The sequence below is a fragment of the Paenibacillus sp. P4_A9 genome (assembly GCF_056402415.1).
In genome coordinates this window covers 1-15,969 of sequence record NZ_JBFUHL010000088.1, presented here as the reverse complement: position 1 = coordinate 15,969, position 15,969 = coordinate 1, and the positions used below count along the sequence as shown (strand labels likewise).

Annotated in this window: 13 protein-coding genes; 1 reads left to right on the top strand and 12 read right to left on the bottom strand. The window is 41.0% G+C overall.

Annotation, left to right across the window (positions count from 1 at the left end):
* From ppdK to AC1DVJ_RS27620, 12 genes are all read right to left on the bottom strand, one after another.
* Positions 1 to 1,845: pyruvate, phosphate dikinase (gene ppdK / locus AC1DVJ_RS27675; RefSeq protein ID WP_477595512.1), on the bottom strand; the 1,845-nt coding region annotated here is incomplete at its 3' end.
* A gap of 228 nt (positions 1,846 to 2,073) precedes the next feature.
* Complete coding sequence (locus AC1DVJ_RS27670; protein ID WP_477595510.1) at positions 2,074 to 2,241, bottom strand: hypothetical protein; 168 nt, start codon at positions 2,239 to 2,241, stop codon at positions 2,074 to 2,076.
* Positions 2,238 to 2,417 (bottom strand): hypothetical protein, encoded by a 180-nt coding sequence (locus tag AC1DVJ_RS27665; protein WP_477595508.1) that lies wholly within the window; start codon positions 2,415 to 2,417, stop codon positions 2,238 to 2,240. The genes AC1DVJ_RS27670 and AC1DVJ_RS27665 overlap by 4 nt, the downstream gene beginning before the upstream one ends.
* Positions 2,404 to 3,288 (bottom strand): carbohydrate ABC transporter permease, encoded by an 885-nt coding sequence (locus AC1DVJ_RS27660; protein ID WP_477595506.1) that lies wholly within the window; start codon positions 3,286 to 3,288, stop codon positions 2,404 to 2,406. Before AC1DVJ_RS27660 ends, AC1DVJ_RS27665 begins: the two co-directional genes overlap by 14 nt.
* 13 nt (positions 3,289 to 3,301) lie before the next feature.
* Positions 3,302 to 4,198, bottom strand: coding sequence for an ABC transporter permease (locus AC1DVJ_RS27655; protein WP_477595504.1), 897 nt, complete (start codon positions 4,196 to 4,198; stop codon positions 3,302 to 3,304).
* Between the two features lie 121 nt (positions 4,199 to 4,319).
* Entirely contained in the window at positions 4,320 to 6,023 is a 1,704-nt protein-coding gene (locus tag AC1DVJ_RS27650) for an extracellular solute-binding protein (protein ID WP_477595502.1), read from the bottom strand.
* Positions 6,024 to 6,157: 134 nt separating this feature from the next.
* Entirely contained in the window at positions 6,158 to 7,825 is a 1,668-nt protein-coding gene (locus AC1DVJ_RS27645) for a response regulator transcription factor (RefSeq protein ID WP_477595500.1), read from the bottom strand.
* Complete coding sequence (locus AC1DVJ_RS27640) at positions 7,822 to 9,588, bottom strand: sensor histidine kinase (RefSeq protein ID WP_477595498.1); 1,767 nt, start codon at positions 9,586 to 9,588, stop codon at positions 7,822 to 7,824. The genes AC1DVJ_RS27645 and AC1DVJ_RS27640 overlap by 4 nt, the downstream gene beginning before the upstream one ends.
* Positions 9,589 to 9,735: 147 nt before the next feature.
* The gene (locus AC1DVJ_RS27635; protein ID WP_477595496.1) at positions 9,736 to 11,973 is read right to left on the bottom strand and encodes a glycoside hydrolase family 31 protein; all 2,238 of its coding nucleotides are present in this window, start codon (positions 11,971 to 11,973) and stop codon (positions 9,736 to 9,738) included.
* Between the two features lie 263 nt (positions 11,974 to 12,236).
* Entirely contained in the window at positions 12,237 to 13,226 is a 990-nt protein-coding gene (locus AC1DVJ_RS27630) for an aldo/keto reductase (protein ID WP_477595494.1), read from the bottom strand.
* 31 nt (positions 13,227 to 13,257) lie between these two features.
* Positions 13,258 to 14,151: a creatininase family protein gene (locus AC1DVJ_RS27625; protein ID WP_477595492.1), complete on the bottom strand. Its 894-nt coding sequence runs from the start codon at positions 14,149 to 14,151 to the stop codon at positions 13,258 to 13,260.
* Between the two features lie 114 nt (positions 14,152 to 14,265).
* Positions 14,266 to 14,997 (bottom strand): phytanoyl-CoA dioxygenase family protein, encoded by a 732-nt coding sequence (locus AC1DVJ_RS27620; RefSeq protein WP_477595490.1) that lies wholly within the window; start codon positions 14,995 to 14,997, stop codon positions 14,266 to 14,268.
* Positions 14,998 to 15,115: 118 nt separating this feature from the next.
* On the opposite strand from AC1DVJ_RS27620, the gene AC1DVJ_RS27615 reads away from it, so the two are divergent.
* On the top strand, positions 15,116 to 15,969 hold an 854-nt coding region (locus AC1DVJ_RS27615; RefSeq protein ID WP_477595488.1), incomplete at its 3' end, for an AraC family transcriptional regulator.

The following is a 15,969-nucleotide window of genomic DNA, read 5'->3' as shown; positions in this document are numbered from 1 at the left end:
CCTAATCGTCACTGGTAGCCCCTCCATTTCCTCGAACATTCCTTCAAAATCGGACTGCTGCATAGGAAGTAGCTGCGAAAGTGCCTTCAACCGTTCCTGCTTATCTTCCGCCAAAATCATTCGTTGAACGACAGGCAGACGAGCGGGTGAGAAAAACATATGCTCTGTTCGGCATAACCCAATGCCTTCTGCTCCTAGTTCTCTCGCAATTCTCGCATCGTGCGGATTATCCGCATTCGCGAACACCTTCAGTGTGCGGATCTCATCTGCCCATTTCAGCATGACCAGAAGTTCATCCGTCATCCTGGCTTCATGGAGTGGCATGGCACCGATAATAACGCGACCCGTTGCTCCGTCAAGCGTAATCCAATCGCCTTCTTCTACGACCTTGGTTCCAGCCATCATTCGCTTCTCGTCCATAACAATTCGAATGTCTTCACAACCGCATACGCAGGGTTTGCCCATTCCCCTTGCGACAACAGCAGCATGGCTTGTCATCCCGCCTCGGCTCGTGAGCACCCCTTCCGACGCGATTACACCATGAATATCTTCCGGCGTCGTTTCCGATCTAGCAAGAATCACCGTCTTGCCTGCGCGATTCCACTCTGCCGCTGTATCGGCGTCGAATACCAGTTGACCAACTGCTGCGCCAGGAGAAGCTGGAAGACCTTTGGCCAACACATCCTTGATGGCTTCTTCATCGATCCCTCTATGCAAAAGCTGATCAAGGTGCGACACTTCGATACGATCAACAGCCTCTGGCTTCGTCAATACACCTTCATGGACCAAATCTACCGCAATCTTTAGTGCAGCTTGTGCATTCCGTTTACCGTTTCGTGTTTGCAGCAKGTAAAGCTTATTATTTTCCACAGTAAATTCGATGTCCTGCATATCTTTATAATGCTGTTCTAGCTGCTTGGATGCAGTGAACAACTGCTCGTATATAACTGGCATTTCGTGCTTCAGCTGAGCAATCGCCAGAGGTGTCCTTATCCCTGCTACCACATCTTCTCCCTGTGCATTAATCAGGTATTCACCGAAAAAAGTATTCTCCCCAGTGGATGGATTTCTCGTAAAGACGACCCCTGTACCTGAATCACTGCCCATATTGCCGAATACCATGCTTTGAATATTGACGGCTGTTCCCTGTTCATCTGGAATTCGATTTATTTTACGATAAATCTGTGCCCTTTGATTGTTCCACGACTTGAATACAGCTTCAACAGCCATGCGTAATTGCTCGTATACATGTTGAGGAAAATCCTTGCCTGTTTTCGTAAGAATGCACTTTTTATACGCTAGGATAAGTTCTTTCCAACCTTCAATCGTAACATCTTGATCGTGTTCCACGCCCGCTTCCTCTTTCAAACGGTGTAACAATTGTTCGAAATGGTAGGATTCAACGCCAAGCACGACGTTCCCAAACATCTGTATCAACCGGCGGTAGCAGTCATAAGCGAATTTTTCATTGTTCGTAAGCGAAGCTAATCCTTGAACCGTTACATCATTGAGGCCGAGATTCAGTATGGTGTCCATCATCCCTGGCATCGAGCTTACAGAACCTGAACGAACGGAAACAAGCAGCGGATTGCTTGCATTTCCGAACGATTGTCCCTTCTGTTTCTCTAACTGCTGGAGCGCTGTTTCGACTTGTTCGAACAGCTCTTCTGAGATTCGATTGCCCAGTTTAAAAAAGTTTAGGCATGCCTCCGTTGTAATCGTAAAACCTGGAGGTACTGGTAGACCAGCCCTTGTCATCTCAGCGAGGTTGGCTCCCTTTCCACCGAGTAAAGCTTTCATTGAAGCATTTCCCTCTTGAAAGGGTACCACTTGTCTCTGGGTCATGTTTAGCTTGCCTCCTTATTCGAATGAAAAATATGGTAATCAGAATTATTGTGTCATAAATGTATCATTATCATATATAATACACAATATATAATGATTAATTGTAAAGATATTGACACAATTTATCTAAAATTTTATATATGACGTTATATATAAGCTTCTGATACACCAAAAAAACCAGCTTGCAGAAGAAATTGCAATGCTGGTTTTTTTGTTTCATTTATGCGGCTATACTTGCGCTATCTTAAAGCTATCCGCGACACTCGAAAGCTGCAAATCAGCTTCCCCCCACTCCCCAGGCATCAAGCAGATGCCGTCGTTTGTTTTCATGAAGGCTGGCCGCGGACTAAAGGAAAAATGATTCGGCAAAGCTCGTTCCCCACCAACCCAACTCAAATCGCGTCCGAAGTGAGCTTCGTCCTTCCGGGAAAGCGTAGCCCCGACGGTCTTCCGCCGTCAATATCGTTGGATCTAAAAACAGCGGTTAACTCAAATAAGTTAACCGCTGCTCTTTTTATTTCGACGCTAGCACCGAACCAGCTTCGTATTCCCCAATCATTATTCTTTAACACTACCCATTACTAACCCCTTAACGAAATATTTCTGCAAAAAAGGATAGATAAGAATAATCGGTAACGCTCCTAAAAAGATTTGTGCTGATTTAATCGTACGATCCGAAATTGAACTCATTAGCCTAGCATTATCTGTTGACAAGTGTGATAGATCACCTTGTATAACAATCGTTTGTAAATAAGTCGATAACGGATAGTGCTTCTGCGAGTTCATCAACAGCAAGCCATCGAACCAAGAATTCCAATGCCAAACCAAGGTGAGTAAAATTAAAGTTGCCATTGCAGGCAGCGCCAGAGGAACAAATATACTCCTCAAAATTCGCCAATGACCTGCCCCATCAATAAAAGCTGATTCTTCAAGCTCCTTTGGCAAATCACGAAAAAAGTTAATCAATAGCACTATATTAAACACTTGTATGGCCCCAGGTACTATTAAAGCCCATAACGAATCAATTAAACCCGTATATTGGACTGACAAATACCATGGGATTAGACCGCCATTAAACAGAATCGTGAATACATAATACCAGGCATAAATTGTGCGGAAACGGAATGATCTTACTTCTTTTGACAAAGGATATGCCGTTAAAATACTAAGCGCCATGCTGATTATGGTACCCAAAGCTGCCCGCTCGAGAGTTATATAAAATGAACTGAAAAATGCTGAATTGTGCAAAATATAACGGTATGAATTCAAGGTAAAGTCTACTGGCCAAATTTGTACCAAACCTGCTGATGCAGCGCTGCTATTGCTAAAAGAAAGCGCCCATACATGAACAACAGGAAGTATACAAAGAAGTGATAATAGTATCAGAAAAGTATGATTACATGCAGCAAATATTTTACTACTGGTAGATAATCTTCGTATCATTGCGAGTATCTCCTTAAAAGATGCGATAATTTGCGAAGCGGTACGCGACCCAATACGAAGTGGAAATCATAGCAAACGAGACCACCGATTTAAATACTCCTAATGCCGTTGCAACACTATAATCCGTATTTAAAAACCCGATTCGATAAATCAGTGTATCCAGAATGTCGCCGCTATGATAAACGGTAGGATTGTATAAGTTAAACACTTGATCGAACCCGCCATTAAGTACATTCCCCAAACTAAGCGTGGCCATAAGAATGATAATCGGCAGAATACCAGGTAACGTAATATGAATCGTTTGCTTCCATCGATTAGCTCCGTCCACATATGCTGCTTCATACAGAGAAGGATTAATGCTCGTTAGGGCAGCAAGATATACGATTGTGCTAAAGCCAAACTCTTTCCACACATCAGATGAAATCAGGACGAAAGGAAACCAATGATTACTTCCTAAGAAGAATATCGATTTGATGCCAAACAAGTTCAAGAACTGATTTACGCTCCCTGACGAAGGAGATAAGATATCAATTAATATTCCGGATAGTATTACCCAAGAAAGAAAGTGAGGTAAATAAATGAATGTTTGAACTCCTCGTTTAATAAATGTCTTCTGAACTTCATTCAATAAGAGTGAAACGATCAATGGCACCAGCAAATTAGCTGTTATTTTCATAAATCCAATAAATAACGTATTCAGAATGGCCTGCTTCGTATCTGGTAAGGCTAGGGAGTAAGTAAAATTATCCAAACCAACCCATTCGGAATGCCAAAAGCCCTTAATTGGATTAAAGCGTTGGAACGCAATCACAATACCAAACATTGGAATATAATGATAGATTAGGACAAGCAGAAAGCTTGGGATCAGCATTACATGTAACGGTGTTTCTCGACTTAACCTCTTGAACATTGTTTTCACCACTTATTTTTGACATTAAATAATATATTTTTTTCGCTCAAAATATTAACTTCATACTAAATATTGAGAGAATTGAGTACCACTCAACACTCTCAATATTTACTTACTTCCCTTACTTTTGTTTTGCTTTCCAGTCGTTTACTTCCTGAGTGATCTGATCCCCACCGAGCTTCTTCCATTTACTTACAAAGTCGTCGAAGTCATCTACTGGTACAGCGCCCATAATAATTTTTACAAACTCTTCTTTTTCCAACTTATCCAGTGTTGCTTTTTTCTCAAGCATAGTTGGGGTTGGTGCTCCATAGAACTGAACCGGCATGAATCCATCCTTTTTGTAGTCTCTCCAGACATTATACGAAGAGTCGATATTAGATCTCTGACGATTCGTTGCCCATTGTGTACGGTCACCGGCCAAAAACTTTTGAATACTGTCGTAAAAATCTTTTTCATTAGCGCCAAGGTTTGAAGTATCTTTGCTAGTTATTGCTGCTTTTAAATTATCCGCAACTTGAAGATCATAATCGATAGGAATCGCTGCCCCAACGATTGCTTGCTGGTTAACCGAATACGTAGGATCCTTATCCAGTATAAATTTATGATATTCATCAATTGATTTCGAAAAATATTTCTCATAATAAAGATTCATCATTTTAACTAAAGCTTCGGGATTTGAATATCCGGCTTTTACAACAACAAAGTTGCTTGCTGTGGTTTTTACTCCAGGAATAGCACGCTTGTCGTCGATGGATAGTAGTGGATAAGGCTTCCAATCCATACCCGGATTTTTTTGAATTCCAATATCAATAGGATAGTAGCAAAGCCAGTTTACTCCAAACAGGATGCCAACTTTGTTCTGAGCATTATCTTCGCCAACTTTAGCGGCATCTTTAACAGCAAACTCTTGATCTATGACACCGGATTTATATAATTGCTGCAATGCAGTCAATGCAGCTTTAGTTTCTGGCTGAATGCTGCCGTAAGCCAGCTTACCTGAAGCATCTTTAACCCAAAGAGTAGGGTAGGAGTGATATCCTTGGAAGAAGCCTTCCGAGCCTACAGCCGATCCATATAGATCCTTCGTGAGTCCTAATCCATATGTGCCTCCCTTACCATTGCCATTCGGATCTTGGGTTGTAAACGCTTTAGCGATATTCAATAAGTCCTGCATCGTTTTCGGTTCTGGTAAATTCAACTTCTTTAACCAATCTGTCCGAATCCAAACCATCTGAGCAGAGAAARGATCTCCATTTGCCAAAACAGGCAATCCCATTAGCTTGCCATTAAAGGTCGCGGTCTTAAGTGTTTCACCTTTATCGGCATTGTAGACTTGCTTCAAGAGAGGTGATGCGTATTTATTAAAAGCGTCTGTTAAATCTGCCAATTTCCCGCCACTTTCCAATGAACTAAGTCGTTGATTATCTACTTGGAAGATATCTGGAATATTGTTCGAAGCAATGTTTACGTTCAACTTTTGTAAATAACCTTCACTGTTAGCAGAGAAGTTATACTTTAAATTAATGCCTAAGGCATTTGCATATTCATCGGTCCAAACATTCTTGTCAATGGTTTGGCCTGGCAAGAATTTAAGCGTAGATGGAACCGCAATAGCCCCATTCACTGTAATAGGCGGGTCATATTTGCCGAACGGATCAGTAGCTGTAGTTGCTGAAGCTTTTGCCGTCTCAGTGCCAACTGTACTAGTTACCGTAGGACTGGCTGAATTGCTGTTACCAGTATTTGTGCTGCACCCGGTTCCTACCAACGCTAGGCTTAACAACCCAACAAGGGTAGTAGAAATCCCTTTCTTCTGTTTCATTGCTCTTTCCCCCTTATAATAGTTAGTCGAAGATTTTGAAAATTTTTCTTGTTTCAGCAATCTTCTTACTCTTATATTAAGCTAATCTCCTGGAATGAATAACGGGTACAATCTATACTTTGGGGGTAATATCACTACTTCTTTAAAGTCACATAATCGCGATATTCTTGCGGCGACATATTCGTTTCCTTCTTAAAAAATTTGCGGAAATATTTCAGTGAATCGAATCCAACCGCAGCAGTAACTTCATAAATTTTATACTGCGGATCCGCAAGCATATCTTTCGCAATCTTCATTCTAGCTTCGGCAATTGTTTCAGATAGGCTAATACCTGATAACTGTTTATATAACCTTGATAAATAAACAGGATTATGCATGACAACCTCACCTAAACGCGTCAATGACAGATCTTCGGAAATATGCTCTGATATGTAAGCTTTTAATTTAACGATCAAACCTAGTCCCTGCTCCTGCCAACCACTAAATCGTATCGAAAATATCAGCTCCGAAATGATTGAGAAATATTCTATAACCTCTGACCAATTTACGAATTGATCATAAAGGGTCAGCTTGGAAAKATCGATTTGTTTGCTCATTTCTAGATGCAGATTCCAAAGTTGAATATTCGATAGAAAGAAGCTTCCCATGGACAAGAAAATTTCTGCCTTTAGCATCATCTGTTCTACATTTGCTTGTTGGTCTGCTTCATTAGCCAGCTGGGGCAATGCCATAAGTTCTTGAAGCGCTTGATAGAAAGAAGCTTGCTTGTTGTTTTCCAGATAAACTTGAAGCGAGGACATCCATTTCCTAATCTGCTGCGAGGGCCTGCTTATCCCTGTTGCCTCCCCTGGAGTGGAAAGCGAATTATCAATTAATAGCAACTCTTGCTCTAATCCTAATCGCTGATTCAGCATAAATTGCAAAGCTTCAAATTGCAGCTGTATCTGATCCCAATCGACATATTTGTTGGCGATGGAGAATGAGATTTTGATTTTCAACAATTCCCGGCAAGTCCTCTGTACTTGCTCACAGGTTCCTTGAACAAAGCGAATCAACTGTAATTTTCTATGATCGTCCCACTCTTTGGGTTGAATAAACCATGCGAATTTCGCACTGTCCATTTCGATAGGAATAAGATTAGTCGTCGGTCCCAAATATTCCATGGCGATATTTTGGATGGCAAATTGAAACAATGCCCGGTCAGTCCGCAACATTTGATCTTGCCATTTATCTACCTTGCCAACCACTAGAAGTACTGGTTTAGAGCTGTCTAATGAAATTTGCAAATCTGCAAATTGCTGCTCCAATGGATGGTTTACACTTTTATCTCCCCATAACATATCTCGCAAATAGTCCCTTTGCAAAGTGGTTCTGGCTTGCTGTAACTGATTTTTAGCTTTGGTTATAAATTGCGATATAGCGCTTTCATTTTCCAACAATTCCATAGCCTGCTTAATTTTTTCGATCACTATTTGATCGCCTTCTGTTTTGAGAATATAGTCCGTAGCTCCATTCCTTAAAGCATTCTGTGCGAAGGAGAAATCATTATAGCCTGTTAAAAAAATTACTTTGCAAGATGGCCATTGTTGTTTAATTTCCTTCTGCAAATCCAAGCCGCTCATTCGCGGCATGCGAATATCCGACAAGACAATATCGATCTTGGTGCGGCTCAGCCAATTTAACGCCTCATCTGACGAATAAGCGCGATAAATTTCAAGGTTTAGATCATCGGAATCCTCCAATACTTCTGCTAATCCGTTTACAAACATCGTTTCATCATCCACAATCAACATACGATTCATCGGTATTCCCCTTTCGGGATAGGAATTCTAAGCTCGACACATAAACCGCCTAAGTGACTGCGACTAAGATGAAGACCATACTCTGTTGTAAACTTAAGCTGCAACCGCCTATGAACATTCAGCATCCCTGTCATTTCTTGAGCTCCCCTTTCATCTAAAGCAGTCTGCAAATAATTTAATGCTTCATCACTTAAATCGTCCCCATTATCCTCAATTAAGATGGATAGGGCTTCGTACGAATTAATGAAACTAATTTTTACAATTCCTTGCTGAATCTTATGCTCTAGTCCATGATGATAGGCATTTTCGATAATTGGCTGTAAGATTAAACGTGGTACCACAATAAACTTACAATCCTCTGAAATCTCGCCGACCTGTGTCTCCATGCGTGAGGAGAACATTTCGATGTTGACATAGGTCTTGGCATGCTCCATTTCTGCTTCTAGTGTCACCTCATCATCTGCACTGCGTGTGATAAAACGGAAATAGTCACCCAAATGCTTCGTATACTTCTTGACCTTCTCAATTTCTTCACTTTCAGCGAGTCGATAAAGTGCATAGTATCTGTTATACAGAAAGTGCGGGTTAATCTGTAGCTGCAGCTGTTTAAGCTCAGACCTCTGCAACCTGATTTTCTGCTCGTAAACCTCACTGATCAGTTTGTTAATCCGGCTCACCATCGAATTGAACTGCATGTACATAAAGTTAAACTCGTCGTTATTCCAATGTTTAATACTAACGCCAAAGTCACCATTTTCCACTTTTTGAAAAGCCCTTACCATCCGCTGCATTGGCGTGTGAATTTGTCGATAATTCCAATAAGAAAATAATCCCACTAATAGAATGGAAAGCAGGGATAGGAGCCAGAACCATTTTTTATATGTTTCTAGCGGCGTCAATATCAACTCCTCTGGCTCGTACAGGGCCAAAGTCATATTCAATACGTCCGAATGCTCTAAAGTTACTAAATACCCCTTCTTGTTGATCGTGATTCGCAGAGAAATGTCGAGTTCATTTTTGGACTTTGAGTCATATAGAGAGGACGTAATTTGTTTTTCAATATCCGAATGTTTCCCGTCTGATATGGACCATTGGGCTTGCGGATTAAATAATAAAGCTCCGCCTTCTGAAGAATTGGTTATGCTCGCTAATGCTTGTAAAATCTGTGAGTTTGAAAGCGCAACCTCCATTACAAATAACGGCTTATCCGTCATCGTAGGATATGCTTGACTCAATAGGAGTTCTCCGTTCCAATACGTAGTCTCGATTCCATTTCTTGCAGATTCACTTATAGCTTTTAATTCATCATCCGGGATCGTGTCATCATAACTATTAGCCAGTAAGCTTCGTCCCAGTCGAGGAATGTAAAGCTTAATATTCTCAACGTAGGGACTTGATGTTTTAAAAAAATTCAACTTTTTGATCATATCGATAATCGCTTTTTGACGTTCATAGGTATTAAAAGCCTCAGGTGCAACACTGAGTGTCTGCAAGTCCCCATCGTTAATAAAATTTACCTTTAAACGATTCAGCCGATCAATTTCCGTTTCAAAGGCATTCAAATAAAAGTGGACCTTGGAAGACATCGAAAGACTGATTTCATTACTAACAATTGATTCGCTCGTCTGGTTTATATATAAACCTATGATTAAAATGGGCACAATTACGGTTAGAAGAGATACAACAAGCTTTGGATAAATCGACCATTGGGTCAACCGCAGCAGTTTGAACACTTTTATCACTCTGTATCCTCTCCAGTACATTCATAAAAATCGACTAGTGTTAGTAGAAAAGACATCCCTCTCGATATCATCGAGTGATGTCTATTTTTCGCCTCAAAAAGCTTCCATGAACTCAAGTTATCATCTAGCTGCCGCATTAACTTTATTGATCAAACCTTTTGCCGCTAACTAGAGAGCATACATCCTTTTTTTAACTGGATGGAAAAAATGACCAGAACAACCTTCACCATTTACTCCAAAATATTGTTTGAAATCAATATTGTCCCAATCGATTTCTCCTGTATGTTCAGCACCAGCCGCTTGTGGAATGATACTTCCTGCTTTTACAAGTAAAACAACAGGGATTGATCCCGCCTCAATCTCGTGCCACTGTGACCCACCGTATAGTTGACCGCTTTGGAAATCGATCCACTCCCCAGAAGGTAAATAAACATTTCGATTTGAATTGCTTTCGATAAGTGGAGCAACCAGTAAATCCGCGCCAAACATGTAGGCATCGTCAACCAACCACGAGGTTTGATCTTCAGGGAATTCAAAAAATAAAGTCCGCATCATCGGAAAGCCTTGTTCACTGCTAAGTACGAACTGCGTATAAATATAAGGCATCAATCGATATTTCAGCTGTGCAGCCTCACGGAACGAATCAACAAACGCTTCGCTATACTCCCATGGCTCCTTAGGGGGTGCTCCGTGACAGCGGCTGTGTGATGTCAGCATGCCAAAAGGCAACCAACGACGGTAGAGATCCTCAGGGCTTTTGCGAACAAAACCGCCGATGTCATGGCTCCAGAACGAGAAACCGGACAAGCCTAACGATAGTCCTGCTCGGAGCGAAGCCGCCATTGCACTGTTCGTGTTTTCAGCATCTCCACCCCAATGGATCGGGTAACGTTGACTGCCAGCCCAAGCACTCCGCGCCCAAATGATTGATTCCTCATTCACTTCTTCGGTGACTTCAGCCACGACTTTGTTATAACGCAAAGGGTATAAGTTGTGCTCATAAAAACCGCTTTGACCCGAATGGTACAGTCCATGTAGAGGTGCAGCTTCCCCAAAGTCTACTTTAATTGCGCCGACACCCAAGTTAAGAAGTACCTCTAATTTTTTCTTAAACCATGTGACTGTCTCTGGATTGCTGAAATCGAGAATGGCATCTTCTGTCGGGAGACCGCCATCTATTCCTTTAACTGCTAGCCCCTTTTCAATAATTTCATCATAAAATTCATTGCTAGGTGTAAAATACGGAAGCTGCCATAGACTCACGCGAAATCCTTGTTGCTTTAAATCGAGAATCATCTGTTCCGGATCTTCAAACCGAGAGGGGGAAAACTCATAGTTGCAGCGCCAATCCTTCTCAAACCAGCCTGTATCCAAGTGGATTACATCGCATGGGATACGAAATTCTCGGAGCTTGGTCGCTACTTCTCGCGCCTCGGCTTCGGATTTATACGTGATACGGCTCATCCATAAACCAAATGACCAAAGCGGCGGTACAGGACTTCGTCCGGTTAATGCTGTATATTCTGAAAGTATGCTCTTAGGTTCTCCAAAAAAGAAGAACAAATCTAGCTCTTCATCTCCTACATATATCGTGTTCATATCATCAAATGATTGACCAAAGTCAATCGACAATGGCGTTGTGGTGTGCACAAACATGCCATATCCACGACTGCTCATAAAAAAAGGAATGGGCTTGTACATGTTTGGCGTTTGAGCGCCTAGAGCATCTTTAGTCCATAAATCAACTTTTTGCCCCCGTTTATTCAATGCTGTAAAAGATTCACCACATCCAAATATTTTTTCTTGAGGGGATAGGCTGAAACTAGCTGCAAGCGTTAATTGCATGTCGGATGCTGAACGGACATATGAGAATGGAATTTTTGAACTCACCAGCGATAAGTTGTCCTGCAAATGATACGTCTGCGTCAAGATCCTTCCTTTCGAATCCTTAAAGATAAGATGAAAGGGATTGAAACGAAGAAGGATAGTACCCTCGTTGCTGTTCCATTCCATTTCTCCGTCCCGCCGAGCAAGTTTCCAGCCTGAGTAATTAGGTATTTCCTCTGGAATCATGAGTGACTCTTTCTGGCGGAAAGCGCCCGGTGTCGTCTTCACTCGTATGCGAACGACCGATTCGGATACGAAGGAAATGGAAAAAGGCAGTTCTGGTGATTCTGCATATTCAGCAGGGAATTCCCAAGAACCAGTCGGTTCAAACGCAAATTCTGTCTGATTAAACGAAGTTCGTGGTTTTTTTGCAAATCGTTCGAAACGAAGCGCTCCTTGCTCCGATTCTGCTTCATAGTTAACCACATTCATCCCGAAAAAATAAGTATTTTCAAGTTTAGTAAACTCATGGCTCATGTCTACAGTATCATTCAAGCTTCCAGTTCCTTTTACACTCATTACCAAAGCTCCTTTGTTAAATACATACATTCATCGGTACTTTCCTAACTTTTTAGATTATCTTCTATTTTTGTTGTTTTTCATATAAAAGCTCTTTAGGATTCAGAATTCTAATGCCATTTACAATACAAGTAGGTTCTGATTTACAACCCACGCATAACTGGAGGCAGCGCTCCAGTTTAATGTTATGTCCCATTTCCTGAAGTTCCTTTAGATTTTCTCCCAGTTGATGATATTCTATATTTGAGACGCAAGTCTGAACGTTATGCCCCATCAACAACCTCCGCTTTATAGAAGTTTCTAAACCAGCGATGCTCTTTTAATTGGATAAGTTGCTCTGTGGATAGTCCAATCCCGTCGCTTATGCTGCAGTTGAGTTCAACATTTCTTACCGAACGCATACCCGGAATTACCGTTGATACCGCAGGATGGGAAAGTACAAAACGCAAAGCAGTTTCCGCAATTTGGTCGATCGGGATGTTCAAAGCGGATGTAATTTGCAAGACACGGTTATAAACCTCCCGTTTTCGTTCTCCCTTAAAATAATGACTTCGGAAGTCGTTCTCATCAAAAACAGTATCCGGCGTAATTCTCCCTGTTAGACCACCCTCATCCAAGGCTACACGCACGACCGTTCCCACATTATATTTTTGACAAGCGGCTAACAAACGTTCTTCAGGTGTTTGATCAAATATGTTGTAAATGAGTTGTACGGCATCCACTACTCCGGTTTCAATTAGTTTAAGTACATTCTCGGGTTCGTGATCATTGATGGATACGCCAAAGTTACGGATCTTTCCCGCTTGCTTTAGTTTCATTACAGCATCCAACCAATCCCCCTGATTCACCCATTCATCTGACCATACATGAAACTGCTGCAAATCAATGGCTTCAACGCCAAGATTTTTTAAACTCTGCTCTGTAGATGCGATGATATGCTCTGCTGGATATGTATCTGCTACATGAGACCCGTTTTGAGCCGGCCAAATCCTATTTTTGGGTGGAACTTTGGAAGCGATATAAATGTTCTCTTGCCTCTCTCTGACAACCTGACCTACCAGTCTTTCACTGTGCCCATCTCCATAAGCCAAAGCAGTATCAATAAAGTTCAGCCCTAGATCAATGGCTCGATGAAGCGCTTTAAGTGACTCGTCATCTTTTGCGCCCGTCCAGTTCACATTACCAATTCCCCATGCTCCATAACCGACCTCAGACACTTGAATGCCCGTCTTTCCTAATGTTCTATACTTCATCGTTTCCTCCAATTAAATAGTTATTATGGTACTAAATAAATTCATAACGCTTCCATTGAGAATTTGGGGAGACTTCCCGTTGTCCTTGTCTCGGTTTTGTTGTGACCCAGTTCTGAGACATAGCTAAGGATTCATACCAAATGGTCTCGATGAGGTTATAATGAACTTTATCTATGTTCAATGTAGTACTAACTTGTGTCAACAAGCTTTCACCCTGTAGGCATAAAGCAGTTAAGCAAGCTTCCATAATCTCTTTCCCGTACTCTTTGCTTGCTTCCAAGGCATCGTCTCCAAGCGCAAGACGTCCTCCTGATTGTGGCGCTAATTCGAGTTCTTTTTTTGTAAAATCAATAAGATCCGGACGTAAATAGAGCAACTGGGATATTTCATATTTGCCCGCATGATCTCCTGAATAAAGCGACTCTACCAATTCAGCATCACTTTTTACCCACACTTTAACCGGTATATGCTGCATAAAAACATTTGCAATTTGGCGAAGATCTTCTTGATTACCCCCGCTATGTCCTGTAAGAATTACAATGGCTTTGAATCCGGCATTTACAAAAGACCGCATTTGGTATAACAGAAATTGAATAAAAATATGAGGCGGAAGTGAAGTCATCCGAGGGTTTTCTTCCCCTACTGTATCTTCCAACCAACGCGCATGGTATCCGGTCTCTTGAATGTGGTATCCAAGCGAAGGGGCGACAATACCCCCAATTCGTTTGGCGGCCTCTGCACATAGCCATTCTGCTTTGATTAGATCTAAGCCAAACGCACTAATTTGTCCATGGGGCTCACAAAGTCCAAGCGGCAAATATACGATAGGGCATTGATTCATTCGCGATACGAACTCGTCGGGAAACAGCTCAGACCATAATGCTTTTTCATGCTCGTTTTCGCAAATGATAAGAATTACCTCCATGAAAATTAATTATTGCCATCAATATCGCTTTGCTCCATAAGCTCCAAGATAAACGATATTAAAAAGGTGAGATTAGATCTTAAAAAAGATCCACTCACCTGAATTAACCATGGTTTAAGCTAATACAGAAAGTCCATTCTTTGCAATCACTGGGCCGTTGTCAAATACTACGCCTGTATCCGGATTCTTTGCGCCTGTTTGAGAATACTGTAAAATATATCCTTTACGAATTTTATCGCTTCTGTTAGGTGTACTCCGGTGGAATAACAACGAGTTGAAAGCAACCATGCTGCCTTTCTTCAACTCCACTGGAATCCCTGGGTCTTCACCAAAATAGCACTGCCAGCCGACATCCGTTTTCTTATGCTCCACTAATCCTTGCTTGTGACTGCCTGGTAAGACCCAAATGCAGCCGTTCTCGATACTTGCATCTTCTAGCGCTAACCAGCATGTAACATAATGCTGCGGTTCGATCGGAACATACCCATTATCCTGGTGCCAAGGAAAATCTCGATTGGCTTCAGGACGCTTATATACCGACTGGTCAAAATACAATTGAACTTCCGGTCCAATCAAGCCGGTCGAAATGTCAGCAAACTTCTCTTGCATAGCAAATTGTTGAATTTCTTTATCCAACAAATTTAATCTGATTGTGAAATTGATTTGCCCAGGAATAATATGAGAATTTGCTGAATTTTTTCCCTGCTCCTGCAAAGCTCGTTCAGACTCTTCATCAAATTTGTCTATCTTTACCGTAATTCGATCCATTTCAGCTTCTGTAAATAAATTTTCAAAAATAATATACCCATCATTTTGATATTGCTTTAATTGTTCTTGAGTAAGCATTCATATTCATCTCCTCTTTTCTTGATAAATTGAGTATAATATAGCAAATCACATTCATCTCTAGCGTATATTGCTTTAGATTTACACTATTTTGCTTACGTTAAGAAAGGGGTACCCATTGAAAGACCAAGATGCACTAAAAGAGTTTCCACCTCTTATTGATAAATTTTTTCCATTTAACATTTTCCACAACAAACATGCTGGCAACAATATTCTGCATTTGCATTGGCACCAAGATATCGAGATCATTTACATGATTGAGGGACATGCTATCTTTTATATTGGAAACAATGCTATATCGACTGTTCCAGGAGATATCCTCTTCGTTAACAAAGGCCTGCTTCATTCGGGTTATTCCGTTGATAATACCTACGTTGATTTCTATGCGCTACTCTTCGATGACTCCATACTGGGAAATTCAGAAATTGATCCGTACCAATTCAAATTTACTGCACCATTTATTAATGGAAAATTCCCATTCCCTAATAAAATCGATCAAACATTACCACACTATCCACTGTTTCGCGAATACGTGGACAAGATCATTCATGAGTTTGATTCGAGTCAGATCGGTCATCAATTTGCAATAAAATCCATACTAAACCTAATGATTGTTGATATAACTAGGTACTATTACCCCAATATGAAGGCTTCAAACGAAAACACCATTAATGTTGGTGAAATTGAACGTTTTAAAAAACTGCTTCTGTATGTGAATGATCATTATTCGGATAAAATCACGGTTGATGAAGCAGCTAAATTAGTCAATTTGAGTACTTATCATTTCTGTCGAACTTTTAAAAAACTAACCGGTCGAACCTTTATTGAATACTTGAACCTTTATCGAGTGAACGAGGCAGAATATTTACTTCGCGAAACTACCGATTCCATTACGGAAATATCAAGCAAAGTAGGTTTTAATAATATCAATTACTTTACTCAAATCTTTAAGCATTTCAAACGCTATCCGCC

Excerpts from the sequence above, each read along its gene's own strand:
- AC1DVJ_RS27660 (WP_477595506.1), bottom strand. The coding sequence starts at position 3,288 with ATGATACGAAGATTATCTACCAGTAGTAAAATATTTGCTGCATGTAAT.
- AC1DVJ_RS27655 (WP_477595504.1), bottom strand. The coding sequence starts at position 4,198 with ATGTTCAAGAGGTTAAGTCGAGAAACACCGTTACATGTAATGCTGATC.
- AC1DVJ_RS27640 (WP_477595498.1), bottom strand. The coding sequence starts at position 9,588 with ATGTACTGGAGAGGATACAGAGTGATAAAAGTGTTCAAACTGCTGCGG.
- AC1DVJ_RS27635 (WP_477595496.1), bottom strand. The coding sequence starts at position 11,973 with ATGAGTGTAAAAGGAACTGGAAGCTTGAATGATACTGTAGACATGAGC.
- AC1DVJ_RS27630 (WP_477595494.1), bottom strand. The coding sequence starts at position 13,226 with ATGAAGTATAGAACATTAGGAAAGACGGGCATTCAAGTGTCTGAGGTC.
- AC1DVJ_RS27625 (WP_477595492.1), bottom strand. The coding sequence starts at position 14,151 with ATGGAGGTAATTCTTATCATTTGCGAAAACGAGCATGAAAAAGCATTA.
- AC1DVJ_RS27620 (WP_477595490.1), bottom strand. The coding sequence starts at position 14,997 with ATGCTTACTCAAGAACAATTAAAGCAATATCAAAATGATGGGTATATT.